The sequence below is a fragment of the Mycolicibacterium xanthum genome, from assembly GCF_019710635.1.
GTDB lineage: Bacteria > Actinomycetota > Actinomycetes > Mycobacteriales > Mycobacteriaceae > Mycobacterium > Mycobacterium xanthum.
On record NZ_JAIFZS010000085.1, the window covers coordinates 15,770 to 30,664 of the forward strand.

General features: G+C 68.6%; 17 protein-coding genes. 11 read left to right on the forward strand and 6 right to left on the reverse strand.

Going from position 1 to position 14,895, the window contains the following annotated elements:
- Positions 1-28: 28 nt before the first annotated feature.
- Complete coding sequence (locus JDV09_RS24820; protein WP_221371804.1) at positions 29-487, forward strand: hypothetical protein; 459 nt, start codon at positions 29-31, stop codon at positions 485-487.
- A gap of 88 nt (positions 488-575) precedes the next feature.
- The gene (locus JDV09_RS24825; RefSeq protein WP_221371805.1) at positions 576-1,952 is read left to right on the forward strand and encodes a serine/threonine-protein kinase; all 1,377 of its coding nucleotides are present in this window, start codon (positions 576-578) and stop codon (positions 1,950-1,952) included.
- 32 nt (positions 1,953-1,984) lie between these two features.
- Here JDV09_RS24825 and JDV09_RS24830 read toward each other — a convergent pair whose 3' ends face one another.
- On the reverse strand, positions 1,985-2,470 hold the full coding sequence (locus JDV09_RS24830; RefSeq protein ID WP_221371806.1) for an NUDIX hydrolase: 486 nt from the start codon (positions 2,468-2,470) through the stop codon (positions 1,985-1,987).
- 70 nt (positions 2,471-2,540) lie between these two features.
- Here JDV09_RS24830 and JDV09_RS24835 point away from each other — a divergent pair, with 70 nt between their 5' ends.
- The gene (locus JDV09_RS24835; protein ID WP_255605983.1) at positions 2,541-3,383 is read left to right on the forward strand and encodes a hypothetical protein; all 843 of its coding nucleotides are present in this window, start codon (positions 2,541-2,543) and stop codon (positions 3,381-3,383) included.
- A 47-nt stretch (positions 3,384-3,430) separates the two neighbouring features.
- Positions 3,431-4,201 carry an SGNH/GDSL hydrolase family protein gene (locus tag JDV09_RS24840; protein WP_221371807.1) on the forward strand — a complete coding sequence of 257 codons (771 nt, stop codon included), beginning with the start codon at positions 3,431-3,433 and terminating at the stop codon, positions 4,199-4,201.
- Between the two features lie 8 nt (positions 4,202-4,209).
- On the opposite strand, the gene JDV09_RS24845 is transcribed toward JDV09_RS24840, so the two are convergent.
- Together JDV09_RS24845 and JDV09_RS24850 are read right to left on the reverse strand one after the other, a co-directional pair.
- Positions 4,210-4,773 carry a hypothetical protein gene (locus tag JDV09_RS24845; protein WP_221371808.1) on the reverse strand — a complete coding sequence of 188 codons (564 nt, stop codon included), beginning with the start codon at positions 4,771-4,773 and terminating at the stop codon, positions 4,210-4,212.
- Positions 4,774-4,842: 69 nt separating this feature from the next.
- A complete protein-coding gene (locus JDV09_RS24850) occupies positions 4,843-5,640 on the reverse strand; it encodes a nuclear transport factor 2 family protein (RefSeq protein WP_221371809.1) in 798 nt (265 codons plus the stop codon).
- A gap of 102 nt (positions 5,641-5,742) precedes the next feature.
- Between JDV09_RS24850 and JDV09_RS24855 the strand changes: the two genes are divergently transcribed.
- Positions 5,743-6,138: an Rv0313 family protein gene (locus tag JDV09_RS24855; protein WP_221371810.1), complete on the forward strand. Its 396-nt coding sequence runs from the start codon at positions 5,743-5,745 to the stop codon at positions 6,136-6,138.
- A gap of 12 nt (positions 6,139-6,150) precedes the next feature.
- Here JDV09_RS24855 and JDV09_RS24860 read toward each other — a convergent pair whose 3' ends face one another.
- Positions 6,151-7,335: a cytochrome P450 gene (locus JDV09_RS24860; protein ID WP_221371811.1), complete on the reverse strand. Its 1,185-nt coding sequence runs from the start codon at positions 7,333-7,335 to the stop codon at positions 6,151-6,153.
- Between the two features lie 289 nt (positions 7,336-7,624).
- On the opposite strand from JDV09_RS24860, the gene JDV09_RS24865 reads away from it, so the two are divergent.
- The 3 genes from JDV09_RS24865 to JDV09_RS24875 are packed head-to-tail and all read left to right on the forward strand — an operon-like array spanning position 7,625 to position 11,284.
- Positions 7,625-8,053: an MmpS family transport accessory protein gene (locus tag JDV09_RS24865; RefSeq protein WP_221371812.1), complete on the forward strand. Its 429-nt coding sequence runs from the start codon at positions 7,625-7,627 to the stop codon at positions 8,051-8,053.
- Entirely contained in the window at positions 8,050-10,950 is a 2,901-nt protein-coding gene (locus JDV09_RS24870) for an MMPL/RND family transporter (protein ID WP_221371813.1), read from the forward strand. The genes JDV09_RS24865 and JDV09_RS24870 overlap by 4 nt, the downstream gene beginning before the upstream one ends.
- 4 nt (positions 10,951-10,954) lie before the next feature.
- Complete coding sequence (locus JDV09_RS24875; RefSeq protein ID WP_221371814.1) at positions 10,955-11,284, forward strand: DUF732 domain-containing protein; 330 nt, start codon at positions 10,955-10,957, stop codon at positions 11,282-11,284.
- Positions 11,285-11,303: 19 nt separating this feature from the next.
- Here the strand turns inward: JDV09_RS24875 and JDV09_RS24880 are convergent, their stop codons facing one another.
- Positions 11,304-11,768 (reverse strand): DUF5078 domain-containing protein, encoded by a 465-nt coding sequence (locus JDV09_RS24880; protein ID WP_221371815.1) that lies wholly within the window; start codon positions 11,766-11,768, stop codon positions 11,304-11,306.
- Between the two features lie 86 nt (positions 11,769-11,854).
- Positions 11,855-12,160: a hypothetical protein gene (locus tag JDV09_RS24885; RefSeq protein ID WP_255605987.1), complete on the reverse strand. Its 306-nt coding sequence runs from the start codon at positions 12,158-12,160 to the stop codon at positions 11,855-11,857.
- Positions 12,161-12,280: 120 nt separating this feature from the next.
- Here JDV09_RS24885 and JDV09_RS24890 point away from each other — a divergent pair, with 120 nt between their 5' ends.
- The 3 genes from JDV09_RS24890 to JDV09_RS24900 form a co-directional block, all read left to right on the forward strand.
- A complete protein-coding gene (locus JDV09_RS24890; protein ID WP_221371816.1) occupies positions 12,281-13,177 on the forward strand; it encodes a TGF-beta receptor interacting domain-containing protein in 897 nt (298 codons plus the stop codon).
- 8 nt (positions 13,178-13,185) lie between these two features.
- The gene (locus JDV09_RS24895) at positions 13,186-14,463 is read left to right on the forward strand and encodes a spinster family MFS transporter (RefSeq protein WP_221371817.1); all 1,278 of its coding nucleotides are present in this window, start codon (positions 13,186-13,188) and stop codon (positions 14,461-14,463) included.
- A 43-nt stretch (positions 14,464-14,506) separates the two neighbouring features.
- Positions 14,507-14,895 (forward strand): DUF222 domain-containing protein (locus tag JDV09_RS24900; RefSeq protein WP_221371818.1); only part of this gene is annotated, 389 nt, incomplete at its 3' end.

A 14,895-nucleotide genomic window follows, 5' to 3' on the forward strand; every position in this document is an offset into this window, starting at 1 on the left:
AGCGCACCACCAAGGCGAGGAGATACGCGTGAAGAAGGTCGCTGTGCTCAGCGGCGGGCTCGTCGTCGCCGGATCGGCGGCGCTGATCGGCGCCGGCGTGGCGATGTCGCAGCCGTCGATGGACAGCTCCCCGTACAACGTGCTGGGCGAGCAGTACGGCCGCGCGCTCGCCATCCTGAAGAGCCAGGGCGTGCACGCCTATTTCGGGGGCTCCCGCGGCAGCGTGCTGCCTCAGTCGGCGTGTCTGGTCGACCAGCAGAAGGTGACCAGCGGTGGCCGGATGCTGTTGTCGCTGGACTGCACGCAGGCCGCGGCAGACGCCATCGAGGCGATGGGCCCCACCGGAGGCCCGAAGGTCGGCGCCAACGGCGTGACGACCATCACACCCACGCCGATGGTGCCGATCGCCGGTGCGCCCGGGGCGGGGACGCCGCCCGGCTATCCCCCGGGAATGGGCGCCCCGATCATCGCGAACACCTCGCCGTAGCCGCGCCGGGTCCCGGGTGCCCCACCGCACGGTGGACCGGCGCTACGCGGTGACGCTGGATCTGTGACCGCGCCGGTACTATTCGCCCATGTCCTTGGCCCCCGGTCAGACGTTTGCGGGTTACGCCATCGTCGCGTTGCTGGGTTCGGGCGGTATGGGTGAGGTGTACCTGGCTCAGCATCCGAGGCTGCCGCGCCGCGATGCGCTCAAGGTGCTGCCCGCCAGGGTGTCCGCCGACGGCGAGTACCGCCGGCGGTTCGACCGGGAGGCCGACGTCGCGGCCACCCTCTTTCATCCGCACATCGTCGGGGTGCACGACCGTGGCGAGTTCGACGGACAGCTGTGGATCTCGATGGACTACATCGAGGGCACCGACGCGGCGCGGCTGCTGGCGGGGCAGTACCGCAGCGGCATGCCCCCGGGGCAGGTCGCCGAGATCGTCGCCGCGGTAGCCGATGCGCTGGACTACGCCCACCAGCGCCATCTGTTGCACCGTGACGTCAAGCCCGCGAACATCCTGCTGTCCCGGCCGGGTTCGCCTGATCAACGAATCATGTTGGCGGACTTCGGGATCGCGCGCTGGGACGACGACATCAGCGGTCTGACCGCGACCAACATGACGGTCGGCACGGTGTCCTATGCCGCACCCGAGCAGCTGATGGCCGGCGAACTCGACGGCCGGGCGGATCAGTATGCGCTGGCGGCCACCGCGTTCCACCTGCTGACCGGATCTCCCCCGTTCTCGCACTCCAACCCGGCGGTGGTGATCAGCCAGCATCTCTCGGCCGCGCCCCCGTCTCTCGGCGATCACCGGCCCGACCTGGCCGGTCTGGACCCGGTGCTGGCCAAGGCACTGGCCAAGGATCCCAGTGACCGCTACGAACGGTGCGCGGATTTCGCCAGGGCGCTGTCGCACCGTATCGGGGCCGGGGCCGGGGCCGGTGCGCCGGCGCCCTCGCATTCCGCCGGGGGGCGCCCGCGGATCCGGCCCGCCGTGCTGGTCGCCGCTGTGCTGGCCGTACTACTGGTCGCGGCCGTCGCGGTGGCGGTGGTCGAGACGATGCGCGCCGACCACACCGGGGACGAGCCGGTGGCGGGCCCGTCGTCCAGCACCACCAGCGTTCCGCCGCCCCCGGCCGCCACCGGCACCACCGCGGTCACCCCGACGGCCGCGCCGGTGGTGGCGGTCGTCGGGGCCGACTGCTCGCCGCGGGGCGCGACGGCCACGACCGCGGCCGGCGCGACCGCCCACTGTTCGGCGCTGCAGGGCACCGGCACCACGATCTGGTCGCTGACCCCGGGTGACGTGCCCAGCCCCACCATCTCGGTGACCACCGCCCCGGCCGAGCAACCGCTGCTGCCCGAGGAGGAGTCGCCGGTGCGGGTGTGCATGCAACAGACCGGTCAGACCCGCTTCGAGTGCCGACGCGACATCCGGATCAGCAACGGTCTGCCCCCGCTGTGATGGTCGCGCCCAGCGCCCGGGCGGTCCCCCCGCTATCGAGTTTCCGGCGGAGCAGCGGCTTCGAGTGCCGTCACGAGCTGATCGAGCAGCGGCCGCTGGCCCTTCAGCAGCTTCACCCGCGCCGTCTGGAGGTCGAACCAGCCGAGCCGGTCGATTTCCGGGAACTCCCTGAGGGTGCCCGATCCGCGCGGCCACTCCAGCGTGAAGGTGTTGCTGTGGGCACCGGTCAGATCGAGGTCGCCGCGCACCGCGAACGCGGTGATCAGCTTGCCGCTGGGCTGGCGCACCGGCACCAGCCCGATCCTGGACCCGGCCGGCGGCGGCTTGCCCACCTCCTCGGTGAACTCGCGCTGCGCAACCGTCCAGGGGTCCTCGCCCTCGACGTACTCGCCCTTCGGAATCGACCATGCTCCTTCGTCTTTACGGGACCAGAACGGGCCGCCCGGATGTCCGATCAGCACCTCGAGCACCCCGCCGGTATCGCGGTGCAGGAGTAGTCCCGCCGACAGTGTGGGCACAGCGCGACCATAGCCGGAACGCGAAACAACGGTATGCCGCGCCACAGGGTTATGCGAGGATGGGAACACCATGACCCGTCCATCGGAGCCGACGGGCCGACGTCATCCGATGCGGCCCGTGCTCTGGTTCGACCCGTTCCGGCCGCTGGACGCCCTCACCTCGCTGTGGTCGGCGACCGCGATGGTCCCGGTCAACAGTGGGGCCGCCGCCGCCTACCGGACGTTCTTCATGACCATACGCAGGCTGGTGGTCGGGCGGCGGATCACGATGTCTCTCGACGACGGCGACCTGACGATGACGGTCACCGGGTTCGAATCCCGGCTCGACGTCCGTGGCCTATCGGTGGGCCAGCTCAACGATGTCCGCATCACCGCCGATGACATCGGCTGGCGGACAAGCACCTTCGACAATGCCAGCGTCGTGCTGCACAACGTGCACATCAAGCCGGGAACTCCGCCGGTACTGGTGGCCGCACCGGTGGAAGTGACGGTGCAGGTGCCCGCGACGGTGGGCGAGGAACTGTTCCGGTTGGCCGCGCCGCGGCTGACCGGTGAGATCGGTGCCGACGGTGTGGCGCGCCTGCGGCTGGCCCGGCGTCCCCGGCTGGGCCACCTCGAGGTGGAGGCCGGGCTCGACGGCTCGACGCTGTGGCTGACCGGCCGGCGGGTGGTGCTCGGCAGGCGACCTTGGCGGCTGCCCGCCCGCACCCCGGCCTACCCGGTCCACCTGCCCGAGCTCGCCCAGGGTCTGCGGCTGACCGGAATCGACCTGTCGCCCGGAGTGCTGCAGCTGTCCGGCACGCTGCCGGAGTGGCGTACCGACCTGCCGAGGAAGCGCCTGGAGGATCTCGTCAACCAGCTTGGCGTCGCCGAGGGGGTGCTCAACCTCACCAGGTTGGGCTGGATGAGATAAGCCGGGCGCCCGGTTCGGTGGTGCCCACCTCGATTAAAGTCGCTCGTGTGCGCGGGTACTCCCGGTTCGTCGCCCTGGGCGACAGCCAGACCGAGGGGCTGTGGGATGGCGACGACGAGACCGGTCTCGCGGGCTTCGCCGACCGGCTCGCGGTGATGCTGGACGCGCACACCCCCGGTTTGCAGTACGCCAACCTGGCGATCCGCGGTAAGCAGATCCGCGACGTGCTGTCCGAACAGCTTCCCCACGCGCTGGCGATGCGCGCCGATCTGATCACGGTCTGCATCGGGATGAACGACGTGACCAGGCCCGGACCCGGCTTCGACCAGGCGCTGGCGCTGCTCGACGACCTGTACACCCGGCTCGCCGAATCGGGCGCCACCGTGGTCACCACGACCTTTCCCGACCTGGCCAGGATCCTGCCGATCGGCCGGGTGCTCAGCGGGCGGGTCGAGAAGATCAACGACGACATCCGCACCGCGGCGGACCGCCACGGGTTTCGCCTCGTCGATCTCTACCGGGCGCCGTCGATGACGCAGCCCGACACCTGGAGCGTGGACCGGGTGCACGGCTCGTCGAAGGGCCACATGCTGTTCGCCGCGGCGGCCGCGGAGGCGCTGGGGTTGCCGGGCAGCGATCACGGCTGGGCGACGGTCGAACCGGGGGCCGCGCCGCCGTCGCTGCGGTCCCGGATAGTCTCACAGGTGCTGTGGACGCAGAACATGTTCGCCCCGTGGTTGTGGCGGCATGCGCGCGGCCTGTCCAGCGGTGATGGCCGCGGTCCGCGCCGGCCGGTGCTGGCGCCGGTGTCCGGCTGAGCGTCGGTTCAGATTCCGGTCCAGGCCGCGTCCAGCCGCTCGGCGACATCGATGATCTTGGCCTGCATGGATGCCGGGCTGTCGATCTCCCCGGCGACGTGCGCGGCGATGAAACGCTTGATCTCGGCGTCCACCCCGCCGATGATGCGCACCACCTCGGCGCGCAGCGACTTCGACGTCACGTGGATGGCGATGTCGGAGGCCCGGGGTTTCTCGACGTCGATGATCAGCAGCAGCGGCTCGGCGGCGCGGGCGGTGGCCCGCAGCGCGATCTCACCGAAAACCATGAACTTGGGCTTGTCGATGCGCAGGTCGACGACCATGTCGATCTCCAGCGGGATTCGGATCGAGAATGTGATGGCCTCGCCGAGATGGCGGGTGACGCGGGGCGGCATGATCCGCACCTTGGCGGTGACCTTGGCCAGCCTGCCGGGGCCTTGCGCGATCGGGCCCAGCTCGAACGCCTCGCCGGCGATCGCGCCGATCGCGTCGCCGACGCGGCCCTCGGTGACGGCGATCTCGAAAAACCGCCGCCCGAAGTCCTGGTAGCTCACGTAGTCGAGAGGGTCCATGGTGCTGCTACGTTCTCACGTTCGCGGCGCCGATCGCGACAACGCGGCCGATTCGCCGGCCGGTGGCGCTCATCCGGTCTCGCCGAACACCCGGACCCGGGTGAGCGCACCGCCCCCGGAGGCGAATTCGCCGATCAACACGGTGTGAACACCGGCGCGCTCGACCCGCGCCGCCGCCGAGCGTCCCGACCGGATCAGCTTGTCCCAGCGCCCACCGGAGAGCCGCCTGAGCAGGTCGGCACACGTCAGCGGCACGGTGTCGCCCTCGGTGATCGAGTTGGCGGCGGCCAGCCGGCGCAGGCCGATCTCGTCTCCGCCGCAGCCGCTGTCCAGGAACCGGGTGAACAGCGTGCGGCCGCCGCCCCCCATCCCGCGGAATCCACGCAGGAACCCCAGGCAGCCGGTGAGCCCCTGATGGCCGAGCATGGCTCGGCCGAGGCGGATGCCGGCGGGCAGCGCGGCCGGGCCGGCCCCGGCGAACTGCCGGATCATCGCGGGCAGCTCCCAGTACGCCGACAGTGCGGCGATCCGCAACTCGGCCCCCTCGGTGCTCAGGTCGTAGCGGATGAACGTGGGCACCCGCAGCATCAGCGCCGGCGTCATCGCGATCTGCAACTCGACGTCGCGCAGCACCGTCGAGTCGACAACGAGGTCGGTGCCCGCGACGAAAGCGATGTCACGCGGGCCGATGAAGGTGTCGTAGAACCCGCCGACGGCGTCGCGCCCGCGGTGCGGCCGCGACCCGACGGGATCCTCCACCACACCGTCTTCGGTGAACAGCCCGATCCAGCCGTCGCGATCGTGCGCGCCCGCCGCCGACAGGGAGCGTCGCGCCGCCGACAAGAGATCGGCATGCGTGAAGGTCATATGGTTGCCTACCACCTGGTCCGGCGGCAGTCGACTACCTGCCCCGCCCCAGGCACACTGGAGGTATCGGCCGCGCCGGCGCGCGGTAGGAGGAGGACCACGATGAGCGGCAACAACGGCCCGTTCGGCCTCGACCCCGAGGAGTTCGAGCGGGTGGTCCGCGAGGCGGGCGAGGGGCTGCGTGACGCGCTCGGGCGGTTCATGACCACCTCGGGCGATCGCGCGGGCTTCGCGGCCGTGTTCGACGACCTGGCCCGCGGCACCAGGGCGCGCACCCGGCCGGAGACCACCGGCGAGGCCGGCGACGGCGTGTGGGCCGTCTACACCGTCGACAGTGCCGGCGGCGCCCACATCGAGCAGGTGTTCCCCACCGAGCTGGATGCCCTGCGGGCGAACAAGAACAACACCGATTCGGCACGGCGGGTGCGGTTCCTGCCCTACGGCATCGCGGTCAGCGCCCTCGACGCCGCCGAGCCGCAGGACACCACCGAAGACTGATCTCCGGTGGGCTCAGCCCAGCACCAGACGCAGGTATTCCCAGCCGCGCACCGTCGACGTCGGCGCCAGCCGGGCGGTGTCGCGGTCGATGTCCCATTCCGGCCACCGGTTGAGCAGCTCGTCGAGGGCCACCGTGCCTTCGAGCCGGGCCAGGTTGGCCCCGAGGCAGTAGTGCAGGCCCTTGCCGAAGGTGAGGTGGCTGATGTTGTCGCGGTGGATGTCGAACCGGTCCGGGTCGGCGTACCGGCGCTCGTCGCGGTTGGCGGCTCCGAACAACAGCAGCATCGCGCTGCCGGCCGAGACCGTCGTGCCCTGATACTCGAAGTCGGCGGCCAGGAATCGGGCCACGTGCGGACCGGTGGGTTCGAAGCGAAGGGTCTCGTCGACGGCCCGCGTCAACAACGACCTGTCGGCGGCGATCTCGCGGCGCTGCTCCGGGTGCTCGGCGAGCACCTTGGCCAGCCAGCCGATGAGGCGTCCGGTCGTCTCGTTGCCCGCGCCGGCCACCACCTGGGTGTAGTGCAGCACCTCGGTGCGGGTCAGCTTGCGGTGTACCCCGTCCTCATCGGTGAACTCGACGTTGAGCAGCGCGGTCATCAGGTCGTCGGACGGGTGCGCCGCGCGCCATTCGACGTAGTCGGCGTAGATCCGCCCGTCGGCGATCCGGGCCGCGTCGGCCACCTTCATCGGTGCCCCCGGCCGGGTGCGTAGGTTGGCGTCGTTGGCGTCGCGCACCGACACCTGCTCGGATTCGGGGATGCCCAGCAGCATGCCGATCACCCGCATCGGCATCATCGCGGCGAGCTCGCCGATGATGTCGAACCCGTCGGTGCCGACCAGCGGATCCAGGCAGGCGATGCAGTACCGCCTGATCTGGTCCTCGATCTCGGCCATCCGCCGCGGGGTGAACACCCGCGACATCAGTCCCCGCAGCATGGTGTGGGCGGGCGGGTCTTCGAACATCATCACGCCCTTGGGCATGTCGAAGCCCGACTTGATCAGCTCGAGGATGTCGCTGCGGCTGTTGGAGAACGTCTGCCAGTTCAGCAGCGCCTTCTCGACGTCGGAATGCCGGGACAGCGCCCAGAAGTCGTAGCGCTCGTTGTGATACAGCGGGGCGTGATCGCGCAGCTGCGCGTAGGTGGGATAGGGGTCGGCCGTGATGTCCACGTCGTACGGGTCGTAGTAGACGGTCATCGTCGATGCTCCTGTCGGCGACGGCCGCAGGTTGTTGTGCGACCGCTCAGCGTGGTGCTGTGGCATATGTAACAGCGCCGACGACAACGGGTCAAGAGGCGCCCTGACGGTCTGGTGGCGGCGGTGGGAGTGATCCGGTTCGCAGAGTCGGCAAAGTCGTTAGCAGCGCCACATCGACTTGAGCTAATCTGTGGCCGGATGAGAAGTTATACGGGCTAAGTTACGATCAGCCGAACAGAAGATACGAAACCAGAGGTCACATGCGCGGCAACTTCGGGGGGCGGATCTCATGATGACCATCGTCAAGAAGGTGTGGCTCCCGCTGCTCATCGTCTTCGTCATGGTGGTCGCCGGTCTGACGGTCTCCCGGATCCGGACCTTCTTCGGGTCCGACGGCATCATCGAGACTCCGAGGAACTTCGCCGACCTGCCCGAGCCGTTCGACCCGAAGGTGGTCCGCTACGAGATCACCGGGACCGGCAGCTACGCGGACATCAACTATCTCGACCTCGACGCCAAACCTCAGCGCGTCGACGGCGCCGCCCTGCCCTGGTCGCTGACGCTTCAGACCACCGAGCCCTCGGCCGCGCCCAACATCGTCGCCCAGGGCGACGGGAGTTCGATCACCTGCCGGATCCTGGTCGATGACGAGCTGAAGGACGAGAGAACGACCACCGGCTTGAACGCCCAGACCTTCTGCTTTGTGAAATCCGCATGAGCGCACCCGTTTCCGAAGCCGCCACCGAAGCCTTCCCACCCGCCCGGGAACCACACCGCCCGCTCATCCCGAGGATGATCCGCACCTTCGCGGTGCCGATCATCCTGGGCTGGATCGCGCTCATCGTCTTCCTCAACGTTTCCGTGCCCCAGCTCGAGGAGGTCGGCAAGGAGCGGGCGGTGTCGATGAGCCCGAGCGACGCGCCGTCGATGATCTCGATGAAGAAGGTCGGCGAGCTGTTCGACGAGGGTGACTCGGACAGCTCGGTGATGGTCGTGTTCGAGGGCGACGAGCCGCTCGGCGACGAGGCGCACGCCTGGTACGACGAGCTGGTCAAGCGACTCGAGGCCGACACCACACACGTGCAGTCGGTGCAGGACTTCTGGAGCGACCCGCTGACCGCATCGGGTTCGCAGAGCAACGACGGCAAGGCCGCCTACGTCCAGGTCAAGCTCGCCGGCAACCAGGGCGAGGCGCTGGCCAACGAGTCCGTGCTCGCGGTGCAGGACATCGTCGGCGGCCTCGACCCGCCGCCGGGCGTCAAGGCCTACGTCACCGGCCCCGCGGCGCTGGCCGCCGATCAGCACATCGCCGGCGACCGCAGCGTGCAGGTGATCGAACTGGTCACGTTCGGTGTCATCATCACGATGCTGCTGCTGGTCTACCGCTCGATCCTGACCGTGCTCATCACGCTGGTGATGGTGGTGCTGTCGCTGGGGACGGCCCGCGGGGTCGTCGCGTTCCTCGGCCACCACGAGATCATCGGCCTGTCGACCTTCACGACGAACCTGTTGGTGACTTTGGCGATAGCCGCGGCGACGGACTACGCCATCTTCCTGATCGGCCGCTACCAGGAGGCCCGCAGCGTCGGCGAGGACAAGGAACAGGCCTACTACACGATGTTCCACGGCACCGCGCACGTGGTGCTCGGCTCGGGCCTGACCATCGCAGGCGCGACGTTCTGCCTGAGCTTCACCCGGCTGCCGTACTTCCAGACGCTGGGCATGCCGCTGGCGATCGGCATGTTCGTCGTCGTGATGGCCGGCGTGGTGCTGATGGTCGCGATGATCAGCGTGGTCAGCCGGTTCGGCAAGCTGCTCGAGCCCAAGCGCGCGATGCGCATCCGCGGCTGGCGCAAGGTGGGCGCCGCGGTGGTCCGCTGGCCTGGTCCGATCCTGATCGGCACGATCGCGCTGTCGCTGGTCGGCCTGCTGACCCTGCCCGGCTACCGGACCAGCTACAACGACCGCACCTACCTGCCGGCCGACCTGCCCGCCAACGAGGGCTATGCGGTGGCCGACCGGCACTTCGACCCGGCCCGGATGAACCCGGAACTGCTGATGATCGAGAGCGATCACGACCTGCGCAACTCGGCGGACTTCCTGGTGATCGACAAGATCGCCAAGGCGCTGTTCCGGGTCGAGGGCATCGCCCGGGTGCAGGCCATCACCCGGCCCGACGGCAAGCCGATCAAGCACACCTCGATCCCGTTCCAGATGAGCATGCAGGGCACCACCCAGCGCCTCAACGAGAAGTACATGCAGGACCGGATGGCCGACATGCTCGTGCAGGCCGACGAGATGAGCAACACCATCGCCACGATGGAGAAGATGTCGAATCTGACCGAACAGATGTCGGCGATCACCCACAGCATGGTCACCAAGATGGAGGGCATGGTCGTCGACATCGAGGAGCTGCGCGACAACATCGCCAACTTCGACGACTTCTTCCGCCCGATCCGCAACTACTTCTACTGGGAGCCGCACTGTTTCGACATCCCGGTGTGCTGGGCGCTGCGATCGGTCTTCGACACCCTCGACGGCATCAACGTGATGACCGACGACATCAAGGAGATCCTGCCCGACATGCGGCGTCTCGACGAGCTGATGCCCCAGATGGTGGCGTTGATGCCGGAGATGATCGACACCATGCGCACCATGCGGTCGATGATGCTGACGATGTATCAGAGCCAGAAGGGCATGCAGGACCAGATGGCCGCGATGTCGGAGGACGCCGACGCCATGGGCGAGGCGTTCGACGACTCGATGAACGACGACTCGTTCTATCTGCCACCGGAGATCTTCGAGAACGCGGACTTCCAGCGCGGGCTCGAGCAGTTCCTGTCCCCGGACGGGCACGCGGTGCGGTTCATCATCTCCCACGAGGGCGACCCGCTCAGTCCCGAGGGTGTGGCCAAGATCGATGCGATCAAGATGGCCGCCAAGGAGGCCATCAAGGGCACCCCGCTGGAGGGCTCCAAGGTCTACCTGGGCGGCACCGCCGCGACGTTCAAGGACATGCAGGACGGGAACAACTACGACCTGCTGATCGCCGGGATCTCGGCGCTGGCGCTGATCTTCATCATCATGTTGATCCTGACCAGGGCGATTGTCGCCGCCGCGGTCATCGTCGGCACCGTGGTGCTCTCGCTGGCGGCGTCGTTCGGCCTCTCGGTGCTGTTCTGGCAGCACATCATCGGCACGGAGCTGCACTGGATGGTGCTTGCGATGGCGGTGATCGTGCTGCTGGCCGTCGGCGCCGACTACAACCTGTTGCTGGTGTCGCGGCTCAAGGAGGAGATCCACGCCGGAATCGGGACGGGCATCATCCGCGCGATGGGCGGCAGCGGCTCGGTGGTGACGGCCGCCGGCCTGGTGTTCGCGCTCACCATGATGTCGATGGCGGTCAGCGAGCTGACCGTGATCGGGCAGGTCGGTACGACGATCGGGCTGGGTCTTCTGTTCGACACGCTGGTGATCCGCGCCTTCATGACCCCGTCGATCGCCGCACTGCTGGGCCCGTGGTTCTGGTGGCCGCAACGCGTGCGCACCCGGCCGGTGCCGGTACCGTGGCCGAAGGTGAACCGGCTGCAGACGGATCCGGCCGAAGGAGTGTGAACCCATGAGGAAGCGGTTGCTGATCGGTGTGGCCTCGATCGCGGTCGGGCTCGGGTTGGCCGCGCCTGCCGCCGCCGACCCCGATACCGCGTTCACCAACGAGCTGAACACCTACGGCATCTACGGTCAGAAGGACTACAACGCCTGGATCGGCAAGATCACCTGCAAGCGCATCGTCACCGGGGTGGACGCCACCGCTTTCGATGCGGCCGACTTCGTGCACGCGAACCTGCACAAGGACACCACCACCGAGCAGGCCTGGCAGTTCCTGGCGGCGGGACTGCGGACGTACTGCCCCGACCAGCTGCCGATCCTCGACCAGGCGCGCCAGTAGCGCGCCGCGGAGCTGGGCGTCAGACCGGCCAGTGCCACACGGACATGTCGCCGCGGGGATAGTTCATGCAGATGTCGGTGGCATGCGCCACCACACCCTTGTTGTTGAAGAAGATCTTCGCCCAGTTGCCCCAGCGGGTCGCCACCTGCTCGTAGTAGACGTTGGTCGCGGTGTTCTCCGAATACTGGCGGCGCCCCACCGGGTCCAGCGAGAAGAACCAGTGGATTCGGTCGAAGGCGGCCTGCTGCACGTCGGCGGGCCGGTTGCTGCGATCGATCATGTACCGCTCGTAGTACACCGGGCTGGTGTCGCGTGCCGCGGCCAGATACTGCTCGACGTCACAGGTGGTGTGAATGATCCGGTTCGGGATCGGATAGTCGTCGGTGGAGTCGGCCAGCGCTGGGCCGGCGGTGCCGAGAAAGGCCATCGTCGCTCCGATGAACCCGACACCCGCTCGCGCGGCGCGATGTCTCAGACCGGTCATCGCTTCTCCTGACTCTGCTGTTCCCCGAACTTCTCCAGCAACTATATAGCGCAGCTAGGCAACCTTTCAGGCCCGTCCGTGATAAATCAGCCACCACCGGTGACGGGATTGGAGGTCAGGATCAGGAAGCCGCCGTTGATCCACACGCCCCAGCGTCCGCCCCAACCCGGATTCCATACGACGGGATGTCCGTTCCAGACCTCGGCGGGCTTGGGGGGTGCCCAGGCGGGCGGTTGTTCACCCTGTACGGGCGCCGGCGGCGCAGGTGGTTGGGCACCCGAGACCGCCGCGCCCACCGAGAACATTCCCAGGGCGAGTCCGCAGGCGACGAGGGCTGCCGACAGTGCGGTCTTGGTCGCAACGATCTTGGTCGCGGTCATGGTCAGCGTCATGGGGTCACTTTCGCATCGGGCCCGTACCGAGATAATTAGCATATATAACGAGCGACCGGAATGGGACGCCGGGCCGGGACCGGCCCCGGGCCGACGGCGGCTCTCCCCTATCCTGCGAGCATGGCAATCGATCTGGGCCACGGGGTCGCCGCGAACGTGTATCCACATCAGCTCGGTGCGCTGGCGTGCACGTCGTATGTGACCGACGGGCTCGGGGCGTTCGACCACCCCGAACTGGTGATGACAATGGCCGGCGCGCTCGATCCGACGCCGTTCCTCCGGGTGCTCGTGGATTTCGCACAGCAGGGTCGGGTCGTGGAGGAGGGCCAGTTCGCCGAGGTCGGACCGCCGGGGATGTTCGGCCGGGAGGATTTCTGCGGGGTCACCTACCAGCGCGCCTGGCCGATGCACGACGTGCCGCTGCCCGACGGAGCGCTGGCGATGATCGTGCTCGTCGGGCCCGAGATGGAGGTCGCCAAGCGGTACGGACCGCTGCGGGTGCTGGCCCGGCTCGGTAGCGCCCACCGGTTCTTTCCGACCGCGGTGTGGTGCGACGTCAACCGTGCGCCGGTGTGCGCCGAAGAGTCGCAGACCGTCCTCGCTTCGGTCCCGATCGGCCGATTCGGAGTCTCGAGCGTCGTCGCCAGGGGTTATGACGTCGTGCTGTCGATGCCGCGGTCGGAGCAGCCGATGATCGCGTCGAACATGCCGCCCGCCGAGATTCCGGTCGCCCTGACGATGTCACTGGCCCACGACGCGGACAGCTGCCTGGTCTGGTCGGCGGGACAACAGGCGGCCGAGGCGATCTCGCTGCCCGATACCGCCGGTGCCTGCCTGTCGGGTTGTTTCGTGCTCTTCGTGCCGGGGCAGACCGCCGATGAGTGCAACATCCTCGAGGACGGCTTCGTCTGCATGCTGACCGACCAGAGCTGGCAGCGGATCCGGACCGGGTTGGCCGCCGGTACGCCGGTCACGGTGCCGTGCGGGCCGCGCACCCTCGAGCTGGTCTGGACCTGACCGGCGCGATGTCCGCACCCTCGTCCGCCGGGGTGACCGATCCGGCCGGCCACAGCGCGCGCCGGGCCTGGGCGGCGGTATCGGTGCTCGCCGTCGTCGGCACCCTGAACTACGCCGACCGGTTCCTGCCCGCGGTGCTCGCCGAGCCGATCCGGGAGGATCTCGCGCTGTCGGACACCGCGATCGGTGTCATCAACGGGTTCGGCTTCCTCGTGGTCTACGCGCTGATCGGCATCCCGATCGCCCGGGTCTCCGATCGCGGGGCCTACGGCCTGGTCATCTCCGGTTGCCTGACGTTGTGGGGCGCGATGACCATGTTCGGTGGTGCGGTGCAGTCGGGATTCCAGCTCGCCCTGACCCGGATCGGCGTGGCGATCGGTGAGGCGGGGTCGACGCCGGCCGCGCACGCCTACGTGGCCAGGAACTTCGCCCCCGGCCGCCGTGCGGCGCCGCTGGCGGTGATCACGATGGCCATCCCGTTGGCCAGTGCTGCCAGCCTGATCGGTGGCGGGCTGCTGGCTCAGGCGCTGGGCTGGCGCACCGCTTTCGTCGTGATGGGGGCCCTGAGCATTGCGTTTGTGCCGATCGTGCTCGCCGTGGTCGGACGGCGCCAGAGTCCGGTCACCGAAGTGGTTGTGGCCCAACCGGTTCCGGTGAGCTGGTGGGCCATACTGCGCAAGCCGAGCTACCTGACGATCGTCGCCGGCGCGGCCGCCGTCTCGGTGGCCGGATACGCGCTGACCACGTTCGCGCCCGCGTTCCTGATGCGGGCCCGCGGCCTGACGCTGGGCGAGGTCGGCCTGCAGTACGGCATCGCCAGCGGTGTCACCGGCATCGTGGGGCTGATCGTTGTCGGGCGGGTGGCCGACCGCCTGTCGAGCATCGACCCGCGCTGGCTGCTGTGGCTGGTCGCGGCGATGATCGCCGCGCTGATCCCGTTCTCCACGCTGGCGTTCCTGGTGGGCAGCAGCACGCTGGCGGTGTGTTTCATCTCGCTGAGCTACGTCGTCGGCACCGCCTACATGGCTCCGTCGATCGCCGCGATCCAGCGCCTGGTGCCCGCCGAGCAGCGGGCCACGGCGTCGGCCATCTTCCTGTTCTTCAGCGCGATCCTCGGGTCGGTCGGCCCGTTCGTCGCCGGCCTGATCAGCGACGCGCTGAAGGCCGACCTCGGCGCGATGTCGCTGGGCCGTGCACTGCTCTACGTCGTGCCGGTGATGCATCTGACCGCGATCGCCTGCTACCTGCTGGCGAGCAGGCGCTATCTGCGCGAGATCGTCGACTAGCTGCCAGACCATCGTGTCGTACCTGTGATCTATTCTCGAATGTATGTTCGATACATTGGCCGATGTCGATCTTCTGGCGGTGGTCGAGGACTCCCACCGTGAGGAGTCCATGGTGATGGCGCGCAAGCTGGCCGCGATCGCGCAGTTGCTGGCGCGACGGGTCGAGGCCGGCCTGGCGGTCGATGAGGACATGGCTTCGGTGATCAGCGGGTTTCACCGCACCGCCGCCGAGGTGGCCGCGGTGATGAACATGACCCCCGGCGCCGCGCGCACGCTGGTGGCCGCGGCCGAGGCCCTCGACGTGCGACTGCCCGCGGTGGGCGCGCTGCTGGCCACCGGCGGCATCGACTGGCGCACCACCGAGATCATCATCGCGCGCACCGACCTGGTCGAGGAAGCCCTGTTCCCCGCCGTGGATGCGTGGCTGGCCGA

Coding starts and splice junctions, on each gene's coding strand:
- JDV09_RS24825 (WP_221371805.1), top strand. CDS start 576: ATGTCCTTGGCCCCCGGTCAGACGTTTGCGGGTTACGCCATCGTCGCG.
- JDV09_RS24835 (WP_255605983.1), top strand. CDS start 2,541: ATGACCCGTCCATCGGAGCCGACGGGCCGACGTCATCCGATGCGGCCC.
- JDV09_RS24845 (WP_221371808.1), bottom strand. CDS start 4,773: ATGGACCCTCTCGACTACGTGAGCTACCAGGACTTCGGGCGGCGGTTT.
- JDV09_RS24850 (WP_221371809.1), bottom strand. CDS start 5,640: ATGACCTTCACGCATGCCGATCTCTTGTCGGCGGCGCGACGCTCCCTG.
- JDV09_RS24855 (WP_221371810.1), top strand. CDS start 5,743: ATGAGCGGCAACAACGGCCCGTTCGGCCTCGACCCCGAGGAGTTCGAG.
- JDV09_RS24860 (WP_221371811.1), bottom strand. CDS start 7,335: ATGACCGTCTACTACGACCCGTACGACGTGGACATCACGGCCGACCCC.
- JDV09_RS24865 (WP_221371812.1), top strand. CDS start 7,625: ATGATGACCATCGTCAAGAAGGTGTGGCTCCCGCTGCTCATCGTCTTC.
- JDV09_RS24870 (WP_221371813.1), top strand. CDS start 8,050: ATGAGCGCACCCGTTTCCGAAGCCGCCACCGAAGCCTTCCCACCCGCC.
- JDV09_RS24875 (WP_221371814.1), top strand. CDS start 10,955: ATGAGGAAGCGGTTGCTGATCGGTGTGGCCTCGATCGCGGTCGGGCTC.
- JDV09_RS24880 (WP_221371815.1), bottom strand. CDS start 11,768: ATGACCGGTCTGAGACATCGCGCCGCGCGAGCGGGTGTCGGGTTCATC.
- JDV09_RS24885 (WP_255605987.1), bottom strand. CDS start 12,160: ATGACGCTGACCATGACCGCGACCAAGATCGTTGCGACCAAGACCGCA.
- JDV09_RS24890 (WP_221371816.1), top strand. CDS start 12,281: ATGGCAATCGATCTGGGCCACGGGGTCGCCGCGAACGTGTATCCACAT.
- JDV09_RS24895 (WP_221371817.1), top strand. CDS start 13,186: ATGTCCGCACCCTCGTCCGCCGGGGTGACCGATCCGGCCGGCCACAGC.